Raw genomic sequence first — 21,721 nt, forward strand, 5'->3', positions numbered from 1 at the left:
TGTATTAAGTCGCGTTTTTTGAAATTATTTCTTCGCAATACTTTGCTTAAACATATCATATTCATTAGGTTCTTTATAGCTCGTTTCACAACCTAACCTACCCGCCTCATCAGTTATATTCTCCACTCTTCTTGCAGGTGCTGGATGTGTCGACAAAAACTCAGGCACGCCAGGACTTTGACCATCGGCCTCCAATTGTTTAAAAAATGAAGCAGCCCCATCGCATTTATAAGGCGTTCCGCTCAGATATTTTACCGATGCCAAATCCGATTCTGTTTCATGATCTCTGCTATACTTCAACAATCCTATTCCCACGAATTGATTTGCCAATTGCTTAACCAAATCACTCTGCTCCCCAAGCAGTATTTCCTGAACTATTTGAGCTCCATATTGGCTTTGCATCTGACGACTGGAATGTCTTAAATCTGCATGAGCAATTTCATGTCCCATAACACCTGCTAAATCATCTTCATTGGATAGGTAATTTATCAAACCGGTAAAGACATATATGTATCCACCAGGCGTGCAAAATGCGTTCAATTGCTCATCTTCACGAATAATCTTCACTTCCCAAGCAAATTCATCTTTATATTGCACAGCACCGGAATTGAGGATACGCTGTTTCATATTTTCCAAATAGTCATAAGCCTCTTTATACTCATTTCTATCCAAAATTTTATCGGCATATTCAGCATCAATTTGTTTGCTATACTCAGCTCCTAACTGCACGTCTTGCGAAACAGGGAACAATAGATTGTTTATCTGACTCGACAAGCTTTGCCCAGATTGACAACCCGACAACATAGCAAAGGCAATGGCAACTATTGAGAGCTTTCTATAAATTTTTCTCATAATTATTCCAATTATTTTCTTTCCGCAAATAACTCATTTTTAGTGAAAATTAAAAGTTATAGCACCTTAGAGCAGTTATTCTAACCAAATCCTCGCTCTGACAAAATGGCCGATAAATTAATTTTTATTATCTTTGTGTATTAGACTGAAAATTAAAACGTTTATCACAAGTGATAACTCACTTCCACCGATAATCAAATAATGAGCGAATTAATCAAAGATATAGAAATCCTTGGACAACAGGAACAGCCTAAGGAAGAGCAAGCCTGTGAAACTGTGCGAGTATCCAAAACTACTTCTACTGGCAAATCAAGAAAGCTATACATAGAAAGCTATGGATGCCAGATGAACTTCTCGGATAGCGAGATTGTCACTTCAATTATGGAAAAAGAAGGGTTTGATACCACATCCCAATTCGAAGAAGCAGATGTCGTATTTCTCAACACATGTTCCATACGAGAAAAAGCCGAACAAACTGTTAGGACAAGACTATCACAGTTCAATTCTGTAAAAAAGAGCAAGCCTGAGATGATGATTGGTGTTTTGGGTTGCATGGCTGAGCGCCTTAAGGAAAAATTGCTTGAAGAGGAAAAAATCGTTGATTTAGTAGTTGGACCAGACGCTTACAGAGATTTGCCTAATTTGGTAAGCAAGGTGGATGATGGACAAAAAGCGGTAAACACCTTCCTGTCCAAAGAAGAAACTTATGCGGATATCAGCCCTGTTAGGCTTAATTCAAATGGAGTGACAGCCTTCATTTCAATTATGAGAGGTTGTGACAATATGTGCTCATTTTGCGTTGTCCCTTTTACAAGAGGAAGGGAAAGAAGCCGTTCTCCGCATTCTATTGTAAAAGAAGCTCAAGAATTATTCGACCAAGGCTACAAGGAGGTTACTTTGCTTGGCCAAAATGTTGACTCTTACAAGTGGGCAGAAGATCTTGATGAAAACCAGAAAAAAGCCATCGAGAAATCAGAAGCCAAAGATATCGTTAGCTTCGCGAAACTACTTGAATTGGTGGCAGAAGTTAGCCCAGAACTTAGAGTAAGATTCTCAACTTCACATCCAAAAGATATTACTGAAGATGTTTTATATGCGATGAAAAAGCATGAAAACATTTGCAAATACATTCACTTCCCAGCTCAAAGTGGAAACACAAGAGTATTGAAGCTGATGAACCGAACTTATACGCGTGAAGAGTATATCGATAAGATAGATTCGATAAGACGTATACTTGGCGATGAATGCGGAATCTCATCTGATATGATCACTGGATTCTGCACTGAAACTGAAGAAGAGCATCAAGAAACAATTAGTTTGATGGAATACGTAAAGTATGATTTTTCATACATGTTCTTCTACTCAGAGCGACCTGGAACTCTTGCTGAGAAAAAATACGAAGACGACATTCCTCTGGAGGTTAAAAAGAGAAGACTTCAAGAAATCATCAGCAAACAACAAGAGCTTTCTCATATGAGAAATCAACTTGATGTCGGCAAAGTCTACAAAGTGCTTATTGAAGGGTACTCTAAAAAGTCAAAAGACCAACTTCAAGGAAGAAATACTGCCAACAAAGTTATCGTATTTGACAAAAAGAATTATCAAAAAGGCCAATATGCCAATGTGCTGGTAACTTCATGCACTGGCGCTACACTATTGGGAGAAATAGTCGAATAGTAATTATTCTATTTGGGGAGAGTTAATACTTTCCCCTTTTTTAATCTGATCACAACAGAAGTTATGTTGCAAGACGGAGAAATCTTATCAATAAAACAACGATTTGGCATCATCGGCAATTCCCAATCCATCAATCGAGCGATTGAAATTGCAATGCAAGTTGCCCCTACTGACCTCACTGTCCTAATCACTGGTGAAAGCGGCAGCGGAAAAGAATCATTCTCCAAAATTATACACCACCTTTCACATAGAAAGCATGGTCCCTTTATCGCTGTCAATTGTGGAGCGATACCAGAGGGCACTATTGATTCCGAACTATTTGGACATGAAAAAGGTGCTTTTACTGGCGCTGCTGAAACCCGAAAAGGATACTTCGAGACCGTCAACAAAGGAACAATTTTCTTGGATGAAATCGGAGAAATGCCTTTCAGTACCCAAGCGAGATTGCTAAGAATTCTTGAAAATGGAGAATACATAAAAGTTGGCTCCTCTAAAATCCAAAAAACGGATGTCAGAGTTGTCGCTGCCACAAATGTAAAACTTCTAGAAGCGGTTGAAAAAGGCAAATTTCGAGAAGACCTTTACTATCGTCTCAACACAGTGCCTATTTTCGTTCCTCCATTAAGAGATCGAGGAGAAGATGTCCTGCTTCTTTTCAGGAAGTTTGCGATGGATTTTGCTGAAAAATATAGAAGAAAATCTATTTTCTTGACCCCCGATGCGGAATTTGAAATGCTCAAGTTTCGATTTCCGGGAAACATACGGCAACTAAAGAATATTGCTGAACAGATGTCAGTGCTGGAGACCGACAAGCAAATCGACAGTAAAACCTTATCAAAATACCTCCCATCGACAACAGCTTTGACTAGTACTAGCTACAAAAGCTATGACAATGATGACAAATCAAATAATTCGAAAGATCACGAATTGCTTTACAAGGTTATCATTGACATGAAAAAGGAAGTGGATCAATTAAAAAATCTTGTGCTGGAAATTGTAAAAACCGGCAATATTGATCCGGATTGTGTTGAAAAACATGCTGAGTTATTCGATGAATTCAATAATGATGTAATCAACAAGACTTCAACTCAACCTTCTCCAAAATCAACGCCACTTTTGGACTTGCCAGGAGGAGCTTCGCCCTTGCTGTTAAGTCCTGTCAAAGGCCATAATATATCGAATCCTGAAGAAAATAAAGAAGACAACACTATCGACATTACGGACCACGAAATCGATGATTCTTCCGAAGAAAGCCTATCAATTGAGAAAAATGAAAAAGAGCTTATTACTAAAGCCCTATTAAAACATAACAATAAAAGAAAATACGCGGCTCAAGAATTGGGTATTTCAGAAAGAACGCTTTACAGAAAAATTAAACAATATGGTCTGGAAAAATAGAAAGCTTGATTAATTTATTTTAGCCAAAACCAAAAAATTTAATACATTGCAACAAAACCTATATTATATGACCTTTAAGAAAATTCGTCAGAACTTATTGTTCATTCCCATTATATTTTTGATCAATTCCTGTATCTCATACTCATTCACAGGAGCTTCGATCGATTATAATAAAGTTAAAACAATTTCCATAAGCAATTTCTACAATGAAACAGGTCTTGGTCCTTCATACATAAGCCAAGAATTCACAAATAAACTCCAAGATTTCTTCCAGCAAAATACAAACTTGATTATAGTTGAAGGTGGAGGAGACTTGCAAATTGATGGAAGTATTATTCAATTCGACTACAAGCCTCTAGCTCCTGTCGCTGGTGGTAATACAGAATACGCTAACACTGACGCAGCAGGTGTGGAACAATTAATTATAACAGTCAAAGCAAGTTTTCTTAACATTTCCGATGATGAATTTGATTTCGACAATAGAAGTTTCTCTCAAAATGCACAGTACGACCCTAGCGTGACGTCAAGAGTAGCAGCAGAGCCTGAGTTGACTGATGAAATTCTGGATCAGATTGTATTGGATATTTTCAATGCCACAGTTGCTAACTGGTAATTAATATATTTGAGTATAAAGTAAAGTTAAACTTCACCGCAGTGGATAATAATCGTTTAGTAGATCTTATTGACAATCCATTTCTTGCCACTTTGGACGATTTCAGTGATATCATAGCGCGAATTGAAATGTACCCCTTCTGCCCTTACTACAAGGTGCTTGCGGCTAAAATCGCATATGACCATAACTTCAAAGAAAAGTCCAGACTGCTAGAAAAAGCTGCGCTTTATACTCCGAGCAGGCAAAAACTCAAGGAGATCATCGAAACGATGCCTGAAGACCTTGGAGTCGATCTTGATTCCAACATAGAAGATATCACATCCACAGCGTCAATCAGCGATGACAACTCTGACCTGTATATGGAAGTGCTGAACAATTTAAAGTCTGCTCAACAACAAAAAGACGAGTTCACATTCAAGCTTGACTCTTTTCTGCCCAAAAAGAACAAACCCAATCAAAAAAGAAAAAAGATCAAGCTTAGCGAGCTCATTGAAAAAACAAAACAATCAGAGAAAAAATCTAAAGAGGAGGATAATAAGGAAGAAACATTCGACATACTAAGTTCTATTCACAAAATCGATAACGATGATATTCTTTATGAAAACTCTTCCGAAAATTCTCCTGAGGTAAATGATCAATTAGATATCATAAACTCCTTTTTGGATAATGATGTCAGCATCAGCAGGCCCTCTTTAGACAACTTGGATACTAGTGAAAACGACCTTTCCGAAGATAGTTCTCAATTTCAAGACGACTTTATATCCGAAAACCTTGCCAAAATATATGAAAGCCAAGGGAAATATGCTGAATCCATTGACATTTATGAGAAATTAAGCTTGAAATTTCCCGAAAAAAAAGCTTTATTTGCCAAACACATTGAAGAATTAAAAAAGAAAAATATATAATGTTTACATTAATTATCACACTAATCATTATTGTTGCGGTACTTTTGATTTTAGTAGTTTTAGCTCAAAAGTCAAAAGGTGGTGGACTTAACTCGAATGCTTCTGGCGCTAGCCAATTGATGGGCGTGCAAAGAACAGGCGACTTTTTAGAAAAAACGACTTGGGGATTGGCTATTGCTCTTGTGGTGCTAACTCTTTCCACTAAGATCTTTATCGACGACGAACAAAACAACAATACTTTTTCGAGCCCTAATATTGAAAAAGCTCAGCAAGACATGAGTTTGCCAAACACTATCGGAGGAACTGAGGAATTGCCTCAAAGCACTGCTCCTGCTCAAGAAGATTCTGCTAAGTAATATATAGCAAAACAATATATGCCAAAAGCCAGCTTATAAAGCTGGCTTTTTTTATTTCCAGTTATCAAAGAAATATTCCATTGATCAAATAAACGACTTATAAAATACAAAGATTAACTATATTCATTTCATTAACTGGCACCTAACTCCATTTAAAAAATGAATCTAAGAATACTCGTTATTTCAATTTCTTTCCTAGCGATCCTTTTTGCTGGGTATTCGGGCATGAAATACTTATCCGATCAAAAGACGCTTCCACCACAAAAAGAAAAAGAACACACTGATACATTCGTGCGTATCGACACCGTCTTGCTTAAGGATGAAGCCGTGCGTATTAAATCCTTTGGCCGTGTCTCAAGCGCCCAAACTATTAATATAGTCGCTGAAGCCAATGGCAAGCTTACCCGAGGCAGCGTCCCATTCAAAAAAGGAACCAACTTCAACAAGGGGCAACTTATTTGCCAAATTGTGGATAAAGAAAAAGAATTAAACTTGCTTTCTCAAAAAAGTGAATTTCTAAACTCAATCGCATCTATTCTTCCTGATATAAAAATCGACTTTCAAGATAGATATCAAGAATGGAAAACCTACTTTGAGGAACTAGATATCAACAAACCTCTTCCTCCTCTCCCTGATCATAAATCATCAAAAGAAAAGACATTCTTAGCTACAAAAAATATACTGAAATCCTACTACAATATATTAAGCCAAGAAGAAGCCTTAAAAAAGCACCTAATTTACGCTCCTTATGACGGCAGTATTGCCAATATAGCTTTTGAAGAAGGCAGTATCGTCAGAATGGGCGCAGAACTGGGAAAAATCATTAAAACTAAAAATTATGAGATAGAAATTCCTGTCGATGTCAATGAAGTAAAATGGATTTCTTTAAAAGATCACGTTCAAATTTACAGCGATGACCATACGCAGATGTGGCATGGAACAGTAATCCGTATTGGCGACCATGTTGACCCACAACATCAATCCGTGAACATTTACATAAAAATATCTCCGGAAAAGAATCAAAAAATCTACGATGGGATGTATTTAGAAGCGAATATAGAAAGCAAGCCTATTCCAAACAGCTACAGCATCCCTAGAAAATTGCTTTTCGAGAAAAATAAAATCTATACACTAGCTAACGATAGTCTTCTAAAAAGCATGGAAGTAAAAATCCTTCATATCAATGATAATCAAGCGATCATCGGAGGACTTCCAAACCACACTAAAATCATCACAGAATCTCCCGGTTATGTAAAAGAAAACATGGCGGTTAAAATTCTTAAATAGCATATGAGAAAAATAGTAGAATTTTTTGTCAAATACCCGATATGGGCGAACTCAATCATAGCATTGATCGTCGTTTTCGGAAGCTTGAGCTATTTGGGAATTAACAAATCATTTTTTCCTGAAGTAAAGTCAAGATATATATCCGTGACGATGAGTTACCCCGGAGCATCACCGGTAGAAGTCGAAGAAGGCATCACGAAAAAGATAGAAGAAGCATTAGAGGGAATTATAGGTATTGAAGAGCATTCTTCAGTATCCAGCGAGAACTTTGTAAGAGTTCGCATCAAAACCGCCAATGGCTTCAAGCTTGAGGAAGTGCTTACGGAGGTAAAAAATGCTATCGACAGAATCAACTCCTTCCCTGTCAGTGCGGAAAAGCCTGTCGTTGCTAAGCAAAACCAAACTTCCAGAGTAGCCTTTGTGTCATTGAGAGGAGATGTTAACCTGTTTGAATTAAAAAAAATCGCTGAAAATATCGAAGACGAACTTAGACAGTCGGGTGTTGTCTCTCAGTTATCAGTGTATGGATATCCAAATGTTGAAATATCTGTAGAAGTACCAGAGTCTAATCTAAAAAGATATAATCTGAGCTTTGATCAAATATCCCAAACGATTAGAGAAAATAACAGAGATATCTCCGGAGGATCAATCAAGACCTTGGATGAAGAAATTAGAATTCGTTCCAATGCGAAATCTTATGACCCTGAAATCATCGAAAATCTAACGATAAGAGGGCTTCCGGATGGCAGGCTTTTAAGGATTAAAGATGTAGCAAGTATCAAGTACCAATTTGCTGATGTCCCAAATAAAGCTTATTCGAATGGTCAAAGATCAATAACACTAGCTATTCAAAAGCTTCCAGAGGAAGATTTGCAGGAAATTTCCGAATATATTGATCAATACATTACTGAATTCAATGAAAAGAACGATTTAGTCGAGCTGCATGTCAATTTCGATTTTTTCAGCATGCTTAAAGAAAGACTTACATTGTTGTTCGAAAATGGAGGTACAGGACTGTTATTAGTATTATTGACATTGGGAATCTTTTTGAATCTGAGACTTTCCTTCTGGGTAGCTTGGGGCATACCTTCCTCTTTCTTGGGAATGTTCATCATAGGAGGACTTTACGGCATTACCATCAATATGCTATCGCTTTTCGGAATGATACTCGTAATTGGTATTTTGGTAGATGATGGCATCGTAATCGCTGAGAATATTTACACGCACTATGAAAAAGGCAAAAATCCTTTTAGAGCTGCTGTGGATGGAACTATGGAAGTTCTGCCAGCTGTATTCGCTTCTGTGCTAACCACAATCGTAGCTTTCATACCTTTGATTTATATTGACAACAATGGCTTTACGAGAGATCTATCCATTGTAGTAATCGGATCATTGTTTTTCTCGCTAATAGAAGCATTCTTGATTCTTCCTGCTCACCTTTCCAATCCCAAAATCTTCAAGAAGAAAAAATCAAAATCATTTAGCGCTAGGTTTAGAAATAAGACAGAAAAGTTCATAGATTTTATGAGAACTAAAGTTTATGGAAAATCGCTAAGCTTTCTTATAGAATGGAAGTGGATTTCTGTAACAGTGCCTATAGTATTTGTCATGCTTGTATTTGGAATGATGCAAGGAGGAATAATCAAAAGCACATTCTTTCCAAACATTCCTTTTGATAGTTTCAATATCAATCTAGCGATGAAATCAGGTACTCGTGAGCACATTGTAGAAGATCAATTGAGAAAATTTGAAACTACTGTTTGGCAAGTTAATCAAGATTTGACCGAAGAATTCGACCTTGAAGAGCCTTTTATAAAATCGGTTGACCTAAGCATCGGATCAGCATTCAATGGAGATGAAACGGGCAGCCATGCTGGAAATTTGGATATTAGCTTCAACAATATGGAGGACAAACCCCTCTCCAGTTTTGAAGTAGCCAAGCGAGTTCAAAACAGAATAGGAAAAGTTACCAATGCTGAAAAATTCTCTGTTGGAGGAAGCAATAACTGGGGAGCTCCATTTGAAGCTTCGCTCTTAAGCCGAAATATGCGGGAACTGGATCTTGCTGCCAAAGAACTCAAGGAAAAGCTATTGGAAATCCCGTCATTGAAAGATATCAAGGACAACCAAGCCGTCGGTTTAAGAGAAATCAACATTAAACTCAAACCTCAAGCTCACTTGATTGGATTGACACATAATGATATTTCCAAACAAATCAGGCAAGGATTTTTCGGGCAAGAAGCACAACGCTTGCAAATAGACAGAGATGAAGTAAGAGTTTGGGTCAGATATCCAGAGAACGACAGATTGAGCATATCACAATTGGAAAAGATGAAAATTCAAGATCGATCAGGTAAGTTCTACCCTTTGAGCGAGCTTGTAACATATGATATCCAAAGAGGCGTTGTCGCAATCAACCACTACAATGGAAAGAGGGAAATGAGCATTACCGCTGACTTGAATAATCCTGACGAACCTGTTCCTCCGATTATTGAAAAGGTAAAGCAAGATGTCCTTGCCCCTATTCTAGCTAAATACCCTTCCGTAAAAGTTACTTTTGGAGGCCAAGCCAAGCGAGGCAAAAGACAAACCGACTCAATGATGAGAATCGTTCCAATGGCCATTGTCATGATGTTCTTAATCATCGTCTTGTCTTTCAGGTCAGTCTATCAAGCTGTGTTGATCTTCCTACTAGTGCCATTAGGAGTCTTTTGCGCGATCTTTGGCCATGGTATCGAAAATATACCTGTGTCCATTCTTAGCTTTAATGGTATCATCGCCTTGTCTGGTGTGATTATCAATGACGCCGTTGTTATGCTCGATCAATACAATCGCAATTTGAAACAAGGCTTGAACATCAAGGAAGCTGTATTTAATGCAGGGCTTTCAAGGTTTAGAGCGATAGTGCTTACTTCGATCACAACCGTTGTTGGCTTGTACCCTATCATATTGGAAACTAGCTTCCAAGCTCAATTCCTTATTCCTATGGCAGTATCTGTAGCTTATGGAGTCTTGTTTGGAACTATGTTCATCTTGTTATTCTTCCCTGTTCTAATTCTTGTCGGAAACGACATCAAACTATACTGTTCGTGGGCTTTCAATTACATTTTCAGAGGAGATACTCAAAAGCCTTCACCTGAAGGCATAGAATCTACAATCTTGGAAGCTGAAAGACTTGAAGCTATAGAATCTGATGAACAAAAAGAAGAAGACCACTTCACAATTGCATAAACATGAAAAAACTACTTATAATAATATATTTATCAACCTTAGGGCTAAATTTAAAAAGCGTTGCCCAAAACACCCTAACGCTTAATGATGCAATTATCATTGGCTTGGAACAAAACTTTGATATTCAAATTGAAAATGAAAAAGTCAATGCCGCTTCGATCAACAACACTTGGGGACAAGCAGGAAGATTGCCGACAATAGACCTCCAAGTCAATGAATCCAATAGCTTTTCTTCTACAGACAACCCGGCTAGGCTTCAAAACGGAGACTTTTTCAATGTCAATGTAGGTCCTCAATTAACCGCTAACTGGACAATATTCGAAGGCTTCAAGGTTAATATCACCAAACATCGTCTTGAATTGCTTGAAGAACAAAGTTCAGGCAACAGCACCATTATTGTGGAGAATACCATTCAAGGAATCGTTCAAGCATATTATTCCGCGCTTCTAGAGCAAGAACGTTTGAATACGCTGAAAGAAACCATGAAGCTTTCTAGAATGAAATATCGTTATTCTGAAGCCAAGCTGGAACTGGGTAGCGCTGTAACCTATGATGTATTAAGAGACAAAAACAACTACTTGACAGATTCCTCTAATTACTTGAATCAAGAATTAAAATACCGCAATGCATTAAGGCAACTTAATGTGTTGCTTGCTGAGGACGTTCAAGAAGAATTTGTATTGATTGATAAACTCAGCGCCAGTGAAAAAGACTATGCTTTTGCTGATCTTCATTCAAGGATGACTAAGGACAATAGTACGCTTAAAAACCAATTTATTAATTTGAAAATTCTTCAAGAAGATGTCAAGCTTGCTAAAACGGCCTTAATGCCTCGACTAGGCGTAACTGCCGGAGCTTCTTATGAAAAATCATATTTTGCTGACATTAGCGAATCAAAACCTGAAAACCAACCGACAGTAGACATAGGAACTACTAAAAACTATTATATGAACTTCTCCCTTGCCTACAGACTTTGGGATGGAGGTAAGATCAAGCGTAGCATTCAAAATGCTCAGATCCAAGAAAGAATAGGCAATCTGCAAATTGACAAAATGGAAAACGAGCTTTCCAACTTGCTTTTATCAAACTTAGAGTTGTACAATGTTCAAAAAAATGTGCTAAAAGTAAGAGATGAAAACTTGAAAACAGCCGATTTGAATCTTGAGCTTGCGACTGAAAAATTTCGCAATGGAACAATCACAACTTTTGAATTCAGAGATGTTCAAATCAATCAGCTAAGAGCCTCGCTTGAGAAGCTTCAATCCATTTACGAGCTTATCAACACCGACACTGAATTGATGAGAATTTCGGGAGGAATTTTAACCGAATTGAATCCGTAAAACATTTGCAAATATTTTATTTTTTAAGCAGCTTCGTGCTGCTTTTTTTATTTTACAAAAAAAGTATGTAATTAAGAGATTCAATCACTTTCTAGCAATCAATGAATACGACAGATATACCTTCAATATTCCATCAACATATCGAAAAAGAGCCGCATAATCAGTGTGTTATGTGTGAATGCAAACTTCTTGATAATGATACCCCTTACATGATTGAAAAAGTATTCAAAAGATATCCTTCCACTACCACTATAGATGTATTAATAGAATATGCGATTTGCTTCGAATGCGCGAAGAAAATGAGAAAGCAATTGTCAGCGGATTCCCTCGCGAATGTGGAAGCTTACATGAAAAGCAAGATCGATATTGATGCTCGTGCAGAATTCGTATCTAAAAACTCTGAAACTGACAAATGGATGGAAAACTGCGTATTCTTAGGCGATAAGATTTCAGAATGCAATGAATTCTCCATACAAGGGCAATTCTTCAATGACCAAATGCTTTTGACAGGAATGCCATACGCTGTTTCTGAAAATGCAATGGATGAATTAGCGGAATTAATATCACCAGAAACCAAGGATGTTTTAGACGACTTCATTGGAAAACACTTTTCAGGACCTCCAGAAGTAGAAGAAATTCTCAAGCAAAACCGATTCATATTAATCTAGTATTTGTAAATCATTAAAATGAGCTCTAAACCTATAGGCATATTTGATTCCGGTGTCGGCGGGCTTTCAGTTTGGAAAGAAATTTCCAATCTATTGCCCTATGAAAATCTTGTTTATTTCGCGGATCAAAAAAATTGTCCATATGGAACCAAAACTGAAAAAGAGATATTAGAGCTTGTCGCTAAAGTTTGCGACTTTTTAATTTCTCGAGAATGCAAAATGATCATAATGGCATGCAATACGGCCACAGCCCATGCTATTCAAACATTAAGAAATAAATTCCCTCATATTCCATTTGTAGGAATGGAGCCTGCTGTCAAGCCTGCTATCATTAACAGTAGAACGCATAAAATCGGAGTACTGGCGACACAAGCCACACTACGTTCTGAATTTTTCAAGAAACGATCCAGCAAATACTTGCATGAGCAAAGCCAATTGTTTTTACAACCAGGCCATGGCTTGGTAGAACTCGTCGAAAATAGCAAAGCAAGCTCTCCAGAAGCAAAAGCACTATTGGAGTCCTATTTATTGCCAATGATCAATAAAGGCGCAGACCACCTAGTTCTGGGCTGTAGCCATTATCCTTTTTTTCATAAGATAATTCAGGAAATCATAGATGCTCATTCAAGCGAAATGACAATACTTGATCCAGCTGAAGCTATTGCCAGAAGGACTAAAAACTTATTATTGGAAAGCGGCAATCTGAATGATAGCCCCCTTCCCCCTTTCTTCCAATTCTTTACCAATGCCAATATTGTCGCTTTGGAATCTTTTATTAACAAAGAGCTTGTCCAAACTAAAAACAATCTAAATTCATCGTACGAAATAAAATTAGTCGCAGATCAATAAAAAAGACCATGATTTCTCACAGTCTAATATCATCATGCTTTATTTATTTTAAAGCTATTAATTAATTCTTAAATGAACATTTTTTTATAAAATCATCTTTTTCTTAAAGTGATAATGGTAATCTCCGGCCAGATACCAAGCCTTCCCGGAAATCCATGATGACCAAAACCTCTGTTCACATACAAGTACTCGTTCATTTGCTGATAGAGTCCTCCCCACATTTCATATCTGTATTGCACGGGACTCCATCTAAATTTCCCTAATTCAATTCCGAATTGCATCCCATGCGTATGGCCAGCTAATGTCAAGTCTATTCTATTTGAATGCTTCAATACCTCATGACTCCAATGCGTAGGATCATGGGACATCAAAATTTTAAAATCAGAAGGGTCTACGCCACTCAAAGCCGCATTCAAATCTCCATTTTGAGGAAATGGAGGTTCTCCCCAGTTTTCCACTCCGAGTAATTTTATAGATGAATCTCCTTTACTAATGGCAATGTTCTCATTCATCATCAACTTAAAGCCCATTTGGGACTCAATATTCATCAATTTTTCCAAATTAGCTTGTTTACTCAATTCATCTTTCCAAGGCACATAAGAAGCATAATCATGGTTTCCTAGCACAGAATATTTACCATCAGGAGCTTTCAAGGATTTCATCATATCTATAAACGGCTCGGCTTCTTCGGCAATATTATTCACCATATCTCCAGTGAATAGTATTAGATCAGGTTTCTCAGCTTGCAATTTATCAATTCCCTTACCGACTCTTCGTATACTATCAAAAGTTCCCAGATGCATATCAGAAATATGAGCGATTCTATACCCATCAAATTCTTGCGGCAAATTGTCAAAAAACAATTCAATCTGAGTCACGCCAAACTTATATCTACCCCAAAACACTCCATACAACATCCCTAAAAAAATCGCCACTCCAAACCAGAATGAAACCAAAGCTCCATAATACAATAAATGATTCCATCCAAGGTCAAATGCTCCTGCCAAGTCACTCAACCCACCAAAAACACCCAATACCAAAGAGGAAGCCAAGCCCAAAGCGGCTGAAAATATCGCTGAAATGATAAACGCGAAAGTAAAACCGCCAATTATATTCGTAGTCAATGAAGGGTTACTTCGCTTAAATGGATCCATAAAAATGAAATGCAATAAGCCCCCCAGAGCCAGTGCAACTAAAACAAAGTAGATTTCAGCTGAGTATGAAACATTATTAAAGAGTCCAAAACTACTCCAAAACCAATACACTCCACCCACTATCATTGCTATAACAGCAAGCGGTATAACTATCATAACTTTTCTCATATCAATACTCTGCCAATGTTATTTTATTCATTTGATTCAAATATTCTTTTTTGAAAGGCGCTTTATAACGCACAGGCTTTGTTTCCTTTTCTCCACTCACAATCTTATACATCAAATTATAAACACTTTTTTTATGTTTGAAGTAACAAAAAGTTTGCTCAGGCATAGCGCCCACAGCATTTTTCAAATTAGCAGCTGTCCTTGAGAAATTCAGCTTGACCAATTTTCTTTTAATTGCCTCTTCGACATAATCATAGAGCATTCTTTGGTAAATTGCCAAGTCTTTATTCAACGTATAATCAAATCCAACATAAAAAGCTTCAAGTGTTCTTACATTCTCAAACCCAGAAGCAAATCCAATCATTTTCCCCTCGTAATAATACCCTTTGATAAAAAAATCATTCGGCATATTCTTCTTTAGCTCTTTTAATAAGGAAATGTCAAACTTACCTAAATTGAACTCCGCATTATCGCATACATTCTCATACAAACCTTTGATTACTTTTTCCTCATCCCCAATTTGATCAGCTTGCAGATCGACACAGATCAAATCAGAACTTTTTTTGAAAACCGATTTAGCTTTCGTTCTGAATTTAGTTTTCATATCCGCTTTGTAATTTGCAAGTTCTTCCCAATCGGGAGAAACTATCATGCTCATATTGGGTTCTGTTTCCAACTTATGGAAGCCCAGTTTTTCAAGTGATCGTGTCCAAGCATTTTCACCATTGGAAAAGTCCTTGAAAACCAAAGCTTCAACCTTGTCGCCAAATTCTTCTTGATCCATAGCTCTTTCCAAATGCCTGATCACCGCTTCGCACAAAGTTTGGTCCACGATTTCATTAACCGAAATACTCTCAACGCATGAAAATGGATTTCCAACAATCGCTATTTTCCTTTTACTTTCAAGCAAGTTCAAAAAAGCTTTGCTGGAAGCGCAATGGTCAGCCAGCCTCTTTTCCAAATACTTCAAATCAAAAGCTGATAAGAAAATTGGCACCAAGCCAATAGCTACCCCGCTTTGCTCGACCAACAAGTATTTTATATTACCACTGTCTTCAAAGAGTCTAAGGTAGTCCCTGCTTCCAAACAAATTGTCAGCTTTTATATCGCATTGATTCTCAAAATGGTCAATAAGTTTAAACTCATATGCATTATCAACTCCAACCTTATTTAGGTTTCTCGAAAACTTCTTTCCCCAACAATGACTCTCCATATATCTAGACGCAACTCTCATAATTCTACAATTTGATAAGTATCGAAATAATAAAACCCAAAATTATATTTCCAGCATTTTTTTAACTTCCGCCAAAGTGCTCTTGTTGACAGAAGCTAGTACCTGCTTGCCGCTCTTTTGAGTTTGAATAAGATCGGCGTTCACCAGCTCTTTCAGGTGATGCGAAACTGTAGGCGCTCCAATGTGCAACTTGTCCGAAATCGTCTGAATAAAACAACCGCATTTTCCCTGACTGTCAAATGACGACTCTTCCGATTCCGCTATTTTGAAAAACAACTCAAGCCTGTTCTCATTCGACAAGGCTTTCATGATTTTGGCTAATCTCTTTAACTCCATTTCAATACTTTAATTGACAATTCGACAATTATCGAATTAACTATCATAAGCAACGAACTCCTTATAGCAAAGTTGCCTCAAGCGCATATTTTTAGAAAATACATCGAATATTTTCAGCTAAACTCTAAAAATGAATAGATTATTAGCAAAAAATGGGCCCAAAGCATTGCAACGCAGTTGCATAATAGATATATTTGCAACATGATTGCAATGAAAAAACTAGACATTAACCCGTGCAAAGCATTTATACTTGCTACTATTCTTTGCCTTGTGAGCATAATACAGCTGCAAGCGCAAAATCAAGTTATGCTGAATGGTTATATATATAGCGATACTAAACAAAAGGAAGCTCTTGAAAATGTGGCTGTCCACATAGTTGAAATTAATGAGCTTATCATAACAGATCAAAATGGCTATTTTCAAACAAACATACCAAAAGGCGAATATCATTTGCACATTCAAATATTAGGCTATGAGCATTCGACGCTTAATATAAAAGCTTTAAAACCTGTCAATACAGTCAATGTCCGTCTTAAACCAGACTTGATGAAATTGGAAGAGGTCATTGTTATGGACACTGCCAAATCAATTGCTCCTACTTTGAGTATCACTAAAGTTGACGAAACTTTCATGCAAAAAAACATGGGCAACACGCTCATGAATACGCTTGAGAATAAAGCGGGAATTAGTACAATTAATACAGGAACAGGCATCAGCAAAGCGGTAATCCGAGGAATGACTGGCAACAGAATCATGGTAAATGAAAATGGTCTCAAACAAGAGGGGCAGCAATGGGGGAACGATCACGGCTTGGAGATAGACCAAAACAATGTCAAAGATGTGGATATCATCAAAGGGCCTACTGCACTTGAGTATGGTTCCGATGCCATTGGTGGAGTCATCAATATTAATAGTTCAAAAGCTCCTGAGCTCAATACAAGAGCTGCGGAAATTAACTCCAATTTCAAAAGCGGCAATATGTATTATGGCTTATCAGCTATGGCAGAGCAAAATAAAGAAGGAAAATACTTTCGATTAAGAGCTTCTCACGGAAGCTTTGGGAATTATAATGTCCCAGTTGAAAAATATAATTACAATCATACTACGTATGCTCTTAAAGATGGTATATTGGTAAATACAGGCGGCAGAGAAACTAGTTTTAACGGTACATTTGGCTTGTCTAAGCCAAATTACGACATGCAAATTAATATTTCTAATTATTCTTTGCTAGCAGGACTTTTCCCTGGAGCTTATGGCACTCCATCAAGTGTTTCATTTATAGGCTATGACCCTAATAGCAGAGAAGTAAAATACCCTAGACAAGATACTAATCATTTCAAAGTCAACTATAATGCTAGTTTCTCTCTTGATGGCTTTTTGGCTAGTTTCATGATCGGCTATCAAAAAAACAATAGAAAAGAAGAATCAGATGCTCACAAGCACTACACAAGACCTGTGGATATTGATACTAACTTAGAAAATGGCCTACAATTAGAAACCTACAGCTGGAAAGCCTCTATTGAAACAGATAATGACAGTAAAGTATCTCATAAAATTGGGGTGAATGGACAGTATCAAGAAAATGAAAGGGATGGCTACTCTTTTCTTATTCCTTCATTCAATTCTTTGCAAGCTGGTCTGTTTTACACAACTGAATATAAAGCTAACGATAAGCTTAATCTATTTGGTGGGGGAAGAATAGACTACTCCAAATTCCAAACATTTGAGCATATTGATACGCTTAATTACGAACCAGATAATGAAGATGAGTTTTGGAAACGATCGGAAAATGCTCAACGCGAATTCTTCAATTGGGCGATTGCCATTGGCGCGGCGTATACTTTAAATGATCACTTTATCGCTAAGCTAAACTTAGCAAAAACTTATAGAGTTCCCAATCAAGCGGAGCTTTCAATCTATGGCGTTCACCACGGTACATTTAGATTTGAAAAAGGAAATATTAATCTGGATCCAGAAGAAGCATTTCAAGCAGATTTAGGGATTTCATACAATTCAAAAAAGATTGAAATGAATTTCACTCCCTACTTAAATTACTTCACCAACTTCATTTATTTAAGCCCGACTGGTGATATTGCCCCCAATGTAGGCGGCCAAATTTACGAATACAAACAAGCTAAAGTTGTTCATACAGGATTTGAATATACAATTCAGTGGAAAATCTCAAAAAAACTAACCTTAAACAATGCAACTGAATATATTCATGCTCATAATTTTGACAGCAAACTGCCTGTACCATTCACTCCACCCTTTTCAAACCTTAGCAATATCGAATATAATTTTAATTCAATAGGAAAAGCTATCAAGCAACCCTTTATAGGAATAGATTATAGGATGACAGCAGCCCAGAATAGAGTGGATAGAAATGAACTATCAACCTCAGGCTATAGTTTAGCAAATTTTTATACAGGATTTGATTTTGGGAATAAAATCCATGGAAGCTTTATGCTCAGAGTGCATAATATATTCAACACTGTATATTACAATCACCTAAGTCAATACAGAATTCTTAATATGCCTGAACAAGGAAGAAATATATCACTATCATTAACATTTAAAATTTAAAATAATGAATTTACTCAAAACCAATTTATTCGTTTTAACTATTTTATCCATATTTACTTTTTCATGTAATTCAGATAATGATGATGTTGATTTGGAAAAACCTGTTATCAATATCTTAGAAATTGGTGAACTGGAAGGCAATGAATATGTAATTCACATTGGCGATACTATTAACTTCAAAGCTTTATTCACAGACAACAATGCCTTAAGGAAATATGAAGTAGATATTCACTATGGAGGAGGTCATGATCATGATCACGACCATAGATTGAATGCTTCTTCAAGCGAAGAAGGTGTTGAATTTAAACATAGACAAAGTTTTGACATTTCGGGGACTCAACATGAAGCTGACTGGATAAAGGATGACTTTCATATTGTAGTAGTACCTGAAAACACAAAACCTGGTACTTATCATTTTGGGGTACATGTAACTGATGTTGAAGGGAATGATGATATAGTTTACAATGATGTAATTTTTGAAGATGCTCACCATGACCATGATCATGACCACTAAAATATAAACTTTATACATTCATCATCATATGTTAGAATCCACCTCTGTTAAAAGGTGGATTTTTTTATATCACGGATTAGTCTTAAACCGGTCGGTAACCCAATTTTATCAAATCCTCTTCATAATCTTGCACTAAGTCGCTTGTGCCGATATCAAACCACCCTCCTTTGCTTGTGGCATTTTTGGAAGAGGTATTTATTCGCTCAGGCAAGAAAGCCTCCAGTCTCAATGGATTTTCAACCTCGTCAGTCAAAGTCACTTTGCCCATTTCGAGTTCTCTCATCAGATTCTTATGCGCTTTATCCTTGCTTTTGACTGATGATCTAGGAGACGACTGACCTGCATCTCCAAATAGCCACATCCTTCTGGATTGCTCCAAAGCTCTAGCAAATCTTAGATAACCCGGAGCTAAAATATACGTCGGAGCCATTGCTCTTTCAACACTCTTGCTTTTAGCTTTGGAGCCGGCGACTTGAGCTCCCAATACTTCCCATTCGCCAGAACCTTCATTATCTCCAGAAATTTTCTCAATGTCATAATTCACTTCCTGCAAGCCTTCGAACATCAAAGAAGTATCGCTCATGTTATTTGGCGGATGTATTACGATCTTTCTAGCATGAGAGCTGTCGGAAGACGCTCTAGCACCTGACCGTGGACTGCCTCCGGCGACTTTGATTCTATCAGAAACCATAAAATCTCTATTGCTTACTCTTTTTCCTCTTAACTCTTCATTGACTGGATCATCGACCACAATTTCACCTTCAGTCACAAGCTCCGTAAAATCATTGATGATCTCCCTACCCCCACTAAAGGAAGCCAAATGAGCATAATAATTTGCTATACGAGACCTCACTTTAGGATCGCTTGACATGACATGATGCGAAAGCAACCATTTGACTTTTGCCCACGCTTCTTGAACTTGAGGATCTGAATGAACATCAAGACTAGGAAACGCGTAATTCTTTTCTAAAATGAACTTGAGCACATCATCGATTTCCTTCTGAATCAAGTGCAAAAATTGAAACAAAGGTCCCATCAGCCAAAATATTGGGTCTTTCGCCGAGGATTGGGTAAATGGATAGTTCTGACTCCAAATATATATCATTCTCTCCATTTTCAACAGCAAGCGATAAGCCACATGCAAACTTTGAGGGTCCTCTACCCAAACCAACTTCTCATAATCTCTTAATGCTCCCCTCAAAGGCTCCAAGGATTTTGAATTTTCCACCCTGCTGACTTCTTCCTGCATTTCAGATGAAGCTTCAACCAATCTTGAAGTGCTTCTCTGCAATAATTCCATCTTAATCAAATGATTCAGAATAGCTTCTGACACATGTCCAACATGATCCAAAAGTTTTGTATCCTTGCGAGCACGGGGAATAGATCGAACAGAAGCAACACTCATGCTTCTAGCCAATAATGGCTCAACTCCAGAAGATGTCATTTCTGGTCCAGCATTTAAAGAAGGCTGTCGCTCCAATACAGTGTCCTCATCAACAGTGGACAATGAAGGGCTTAACAAGGGCGGTGGCAACGGGCAAACTTCATCATCATAATCCTCCGACATAAGAGAAGCCTCAAATTCTGAATGGCTGAAGAAATCATTCAAACGATATGATATCATATTCAGTATACTTTGAAACCCCTTAAGCATACCGCTACGATACTTCTCAACTTTTTCTGGTTTAAAATTCAACTCAACACTAATAGGATGAGCAAAGTCAATCATTACCGCCCGGCTTAAATCCGGAACCTCCTCATTAACCACAACAAGCATACTCGAACCAACATAAACGGTAGGTGATTGCTCTATCCATTGAATAATCTTAACTACATCTTCGTAGAGCCTGTCAGCAACAGGTCTCGAAATTCCTGCGATAAGGTTCTTGAAATAAGTGAGATTCGATCCCGCTCCTCGACTCCCATCCTTTTGAGCATCCTCATCCCTGAATCCGTACTTCTCACTCACTGCCGGATCCATCAACACTTGATGTCTAAAAGCTTTGAATTTAGCCAATCCAACACCCAAGCCTTGATTTCTTTTTTGTTCGGATTTACTCGCAGTCGAAGTTCCTATTTTTAAATCTCTCAATTTGGAGGCTTTATGACCGCCTGTCACATCCTCAAGAATTATATATTTATATTTGGGATTTCTATCCTGCCATTTTTCATGGACTTTTCTCCGATCATCTCCTTCTACATTTGCCGCTAACTCATCAATAGTCTCAAAAGGACCTATAAACTCCGGAATATGCGGCCTAGGACCACTTCCTTCAGCAATTATTCTTCTAAAATTTCTATATTGTTCAGCTTCCAATGGGTCGATACGCTTAACAATATATCCTTTGATTTTTAACAGGTCTTCGGCATGCCCTGCCATCTGTATCGGTGATTGGCTTGAAAAATTAATCGAATCTAAAGCGAACTTTGATTGCAAAGGAATCTTGCTCATGCTCTTTCTTTCAGCATTAACTCTGCTCCGTTTTACAATCTCTTTACTCTGATACATTCAAACAGCTAAATATACTCGCTTCTACATAACTCTGAATTCTATAA

Annotated in this window: 17 protein-coding genes; 12 read left to right on the plus strand and 5 right to left on the minus strand. The window is 37.4% G+C overall.

Annotated features, from left to right (window positions below; genetic code table 11):
- Window positions 1-24: 24 nt before the first annotated feature.
- Window positions 25-852, minus strand: a complete 828-nt coding sequence (locus AABK36_RS11220) for a M48 family metalloprotease (RefSeq protein WP_309938970.1) — start codon at window positions 850-852, stop codon at window positions 25-27.
- A 201-nt stretch (window positions 853-1,053) separates the two neighbouring features.
- On the opposite strand from AABK36_RS11220, the gene miaB reads away from it, so the two are divergent.
- The 10 genes from miaB (at window position 1,054) to murI (ending at window position 13,176) form a co-directional block, all read left to right on the plus strand.
- Entirely contained in the window at window positions 1,054-2,529 is a 1,476-nt protein-coding gene (miaB, locus tag AABK36_RS11225; RefSeq protein WP_309938969.1) for a tRNA (N6-isopentenyl adenosine(37)-C2)-methylthiotransferase MiaB, read from the plus strand.
- Between the two features lie 63 nt (window positions 2,530-2,592).
- A complete protein-coding gene (locus AABK36_RS11230; protein ID WP_309938968.1) occupies window positions 2,593-3,927 on the plus strand; it encodes a sigma-54 interaction domain-containing protein in 1,335 nt (444 codons plus the stop codon).
- A 67-nt stretch (window positions 3,928-3,994) separates the two neighbouring features.
- The gene (gene lptE, locus AABK36_RS11235) at window positions 3,995-4,540 is read left to right on the plus strand and encodes an LptE family protein (protein WP_309938967.1); all 546 of its coding nucleotides are present in this window, start codon (window positions 3,995-3,997) and stop codon (window positions 4,538-4,540) included.
- Window positions 4,541-4,581: 41 nt separating this feature from the next.
- Window positions 4,582-5,445 (plus strand): hypothetical protein, encoded by an 864-nt coding sequence (locus AABK36_RS11240; RefSeq protein ID WP_309938966.1) that lies wholly within the window; start codon window positions 4,582-4,584, stop codon window positions 5,443-5,445.
- Entirely contained in the window at window positions 5,445-5,801 is a 357-nt protein-coding gene (gene secG, locus AABK36_RS11245; RefSeq protein ID WP_309938964.1) for a preprotein translocase subunit SecG, read from the plus strand. Before AABK36_RS11240 ends, secG begins: the two co-directional genes overlap by 1 nt.
- 159 nt (window positions 5,802-5,960) lie before the next feature.
- Entirely contained in the window at window positions 5,961-7,088 is a 1,128-nt protein-coding gene (locus tag AABK36_RS11250; RefSeq protein ID WP_309938963.1) for an efflux RND transporter periplasmic adaptor subunit, read from the plus strand.
- Between the two features lie 3 nt (window positions 7,089-7,091).
- Window positions 7,092-10,319 (plus strand): efflux RND transporter permease subunit, encoded by a 3,228-nt coding sequence (locus AABK36_RS11255; RefSeq protein ID WP_309938962.1) that lies wholly within the window; start codon window positions 7,092-7,094, stop codon window positions 10,317-10,319.
- 2 nt (window positions 10,320-10,321) lie between these two features.
- Window positions 10,322-11,659, plus strand: coding sequence for a TolC family protein (locus tag AABK36_RS11260; protein WP_309938961.1), 1,338 nt, complete (start codon window positions 10,322-10,324; stop codon window positions 11,657-11,659).
- A gap of 170 nt (window positions 11,660-11,829) precedes the next feature.
- Window positions 11,830-12,327: an RNA-binding protein gene (locus AABK36_RS11265; RefSeq protein ID WP_338390269.1), complete on the plus strand. Its 498-nt coding sequence runs from the start codon at window positions 11,830-11,832 to the stop codon at window positions 12,325-12,327.
- 18 nt (window positions 12,328-12,345) lie between these two features.
- Complete coding sequence (gene murI, locus AABK36_RS11270; protein WP_309938959.1) at window positions 12,346-13,176, plus strand: glutamate racemase; 831 nt, start codon at window positions 12,346-12,348, stop codon at window positions 13,174-13,176.
- A 92-nt stretch (window positions 13,177-13,268) separates the two neighbouring features.
- On the opposite strand, the gene AABK36_RS11275 is transcribed toward murI, so the two are convergent.
- The 3 genes from AABK36_RS11275 to AABK36_RS11285 are packed head-to-tail and all read right to left on the minus strand — an operon-like array spanning window position 13,269 to window position 16,068.
- Window positions 13,269-14,486 (minus strand): metallophosphoesterase, encoded by a 1,218-nt coding sequence (locus AABK36_RS11275; RefSeq protein ID WP_309938958.1) that lies wholly within the window; start codon window positions 14,484-14,486, stop codon window positions 13,269-13,271.
- Between the two features lie 13 nt (window positions 14,487-14,499).
- Window positions 14,500-15,732: a hypothetical protein gene (locus tag AABK36_RS11280; RefSeq protein WP_309938957.1), complete on the minus strand. Its 1,233-nt coding sequence runs from the start codon at window positions 15,730-15,732 to the stop codon at window positions 14,500-14,502.
- A 42-nt stretch (window positions 15,733-15,774) separates the two neighbouring features.
- On the minus strand, window positions 15,775-16,068 hold the full coding sequence (locus tag AABK36_RS11285) for an ArsR/SmtB family transcription factor (RefSeq protein ID WP_309938956.1): 294 nt from the start codon (window positions 16,066-16,068) through the stop codon (window positions 15,775-15,777).
- Between the two features lie 210 nt (window positions 16,069-16,278).
- On the opposite strand from AABK36_RS11285, the gene AABK36_RS11290 reads away from it, so the two are divergent.
- Both AABK36_RS11290 and AABK36_RS11295 read left to right on the plus strand, forming a co-directional pair.
- Window positions 16,279-18,651, plus strand: a complete 2,373-nt coding sequence (locus AABK36_RS11290; RefSeq protein ID WP_309938955.1) for a TonB-dependent receptor — start codon at window positions 16,279-16,281, stop codon at window positions 18,649-18,651.
- Window positions 18,652-18,655: 4 nt separating this feature from the next.
- A complete protein-coding gene (locus tag AABK36_RS11295) occupies window positions 18,656-19,165 on the plus strand; it encodes a DUF4625 domain-containing protein (RefSeq protein WP_309938954.1) in 510 nt (169 codons plus the stop codon).
- Between the two features lie 82 nt (window positions 19,166-19,247).
- Here the strand turns inward: AABK36_RS11295 and AABK36_RS11300 are convergent, their stop codons facing one another.
- A complete protein-coding gene (locus tag AABK36_RS11300; protein WP_338390270.1) occupies window positions 19,248-21,674 on the minus strand; it encodes an inositol polyphosphate kinase family protein in 2,427 nt (808 codons plus the stop codon).
- Between the last annotated feature and the right edge of the window lie 47 nt (window positions 21,675-21,721).

This window comes from Aureibacter tunicatorum (assembly GCF_036492635.1).
GTDB lineage: Bacteria > Bacteroidota > Bacteroidia > Cytophagales > Cyclobacteriaceae > Aureibacter > Aureibacter tunicatorum.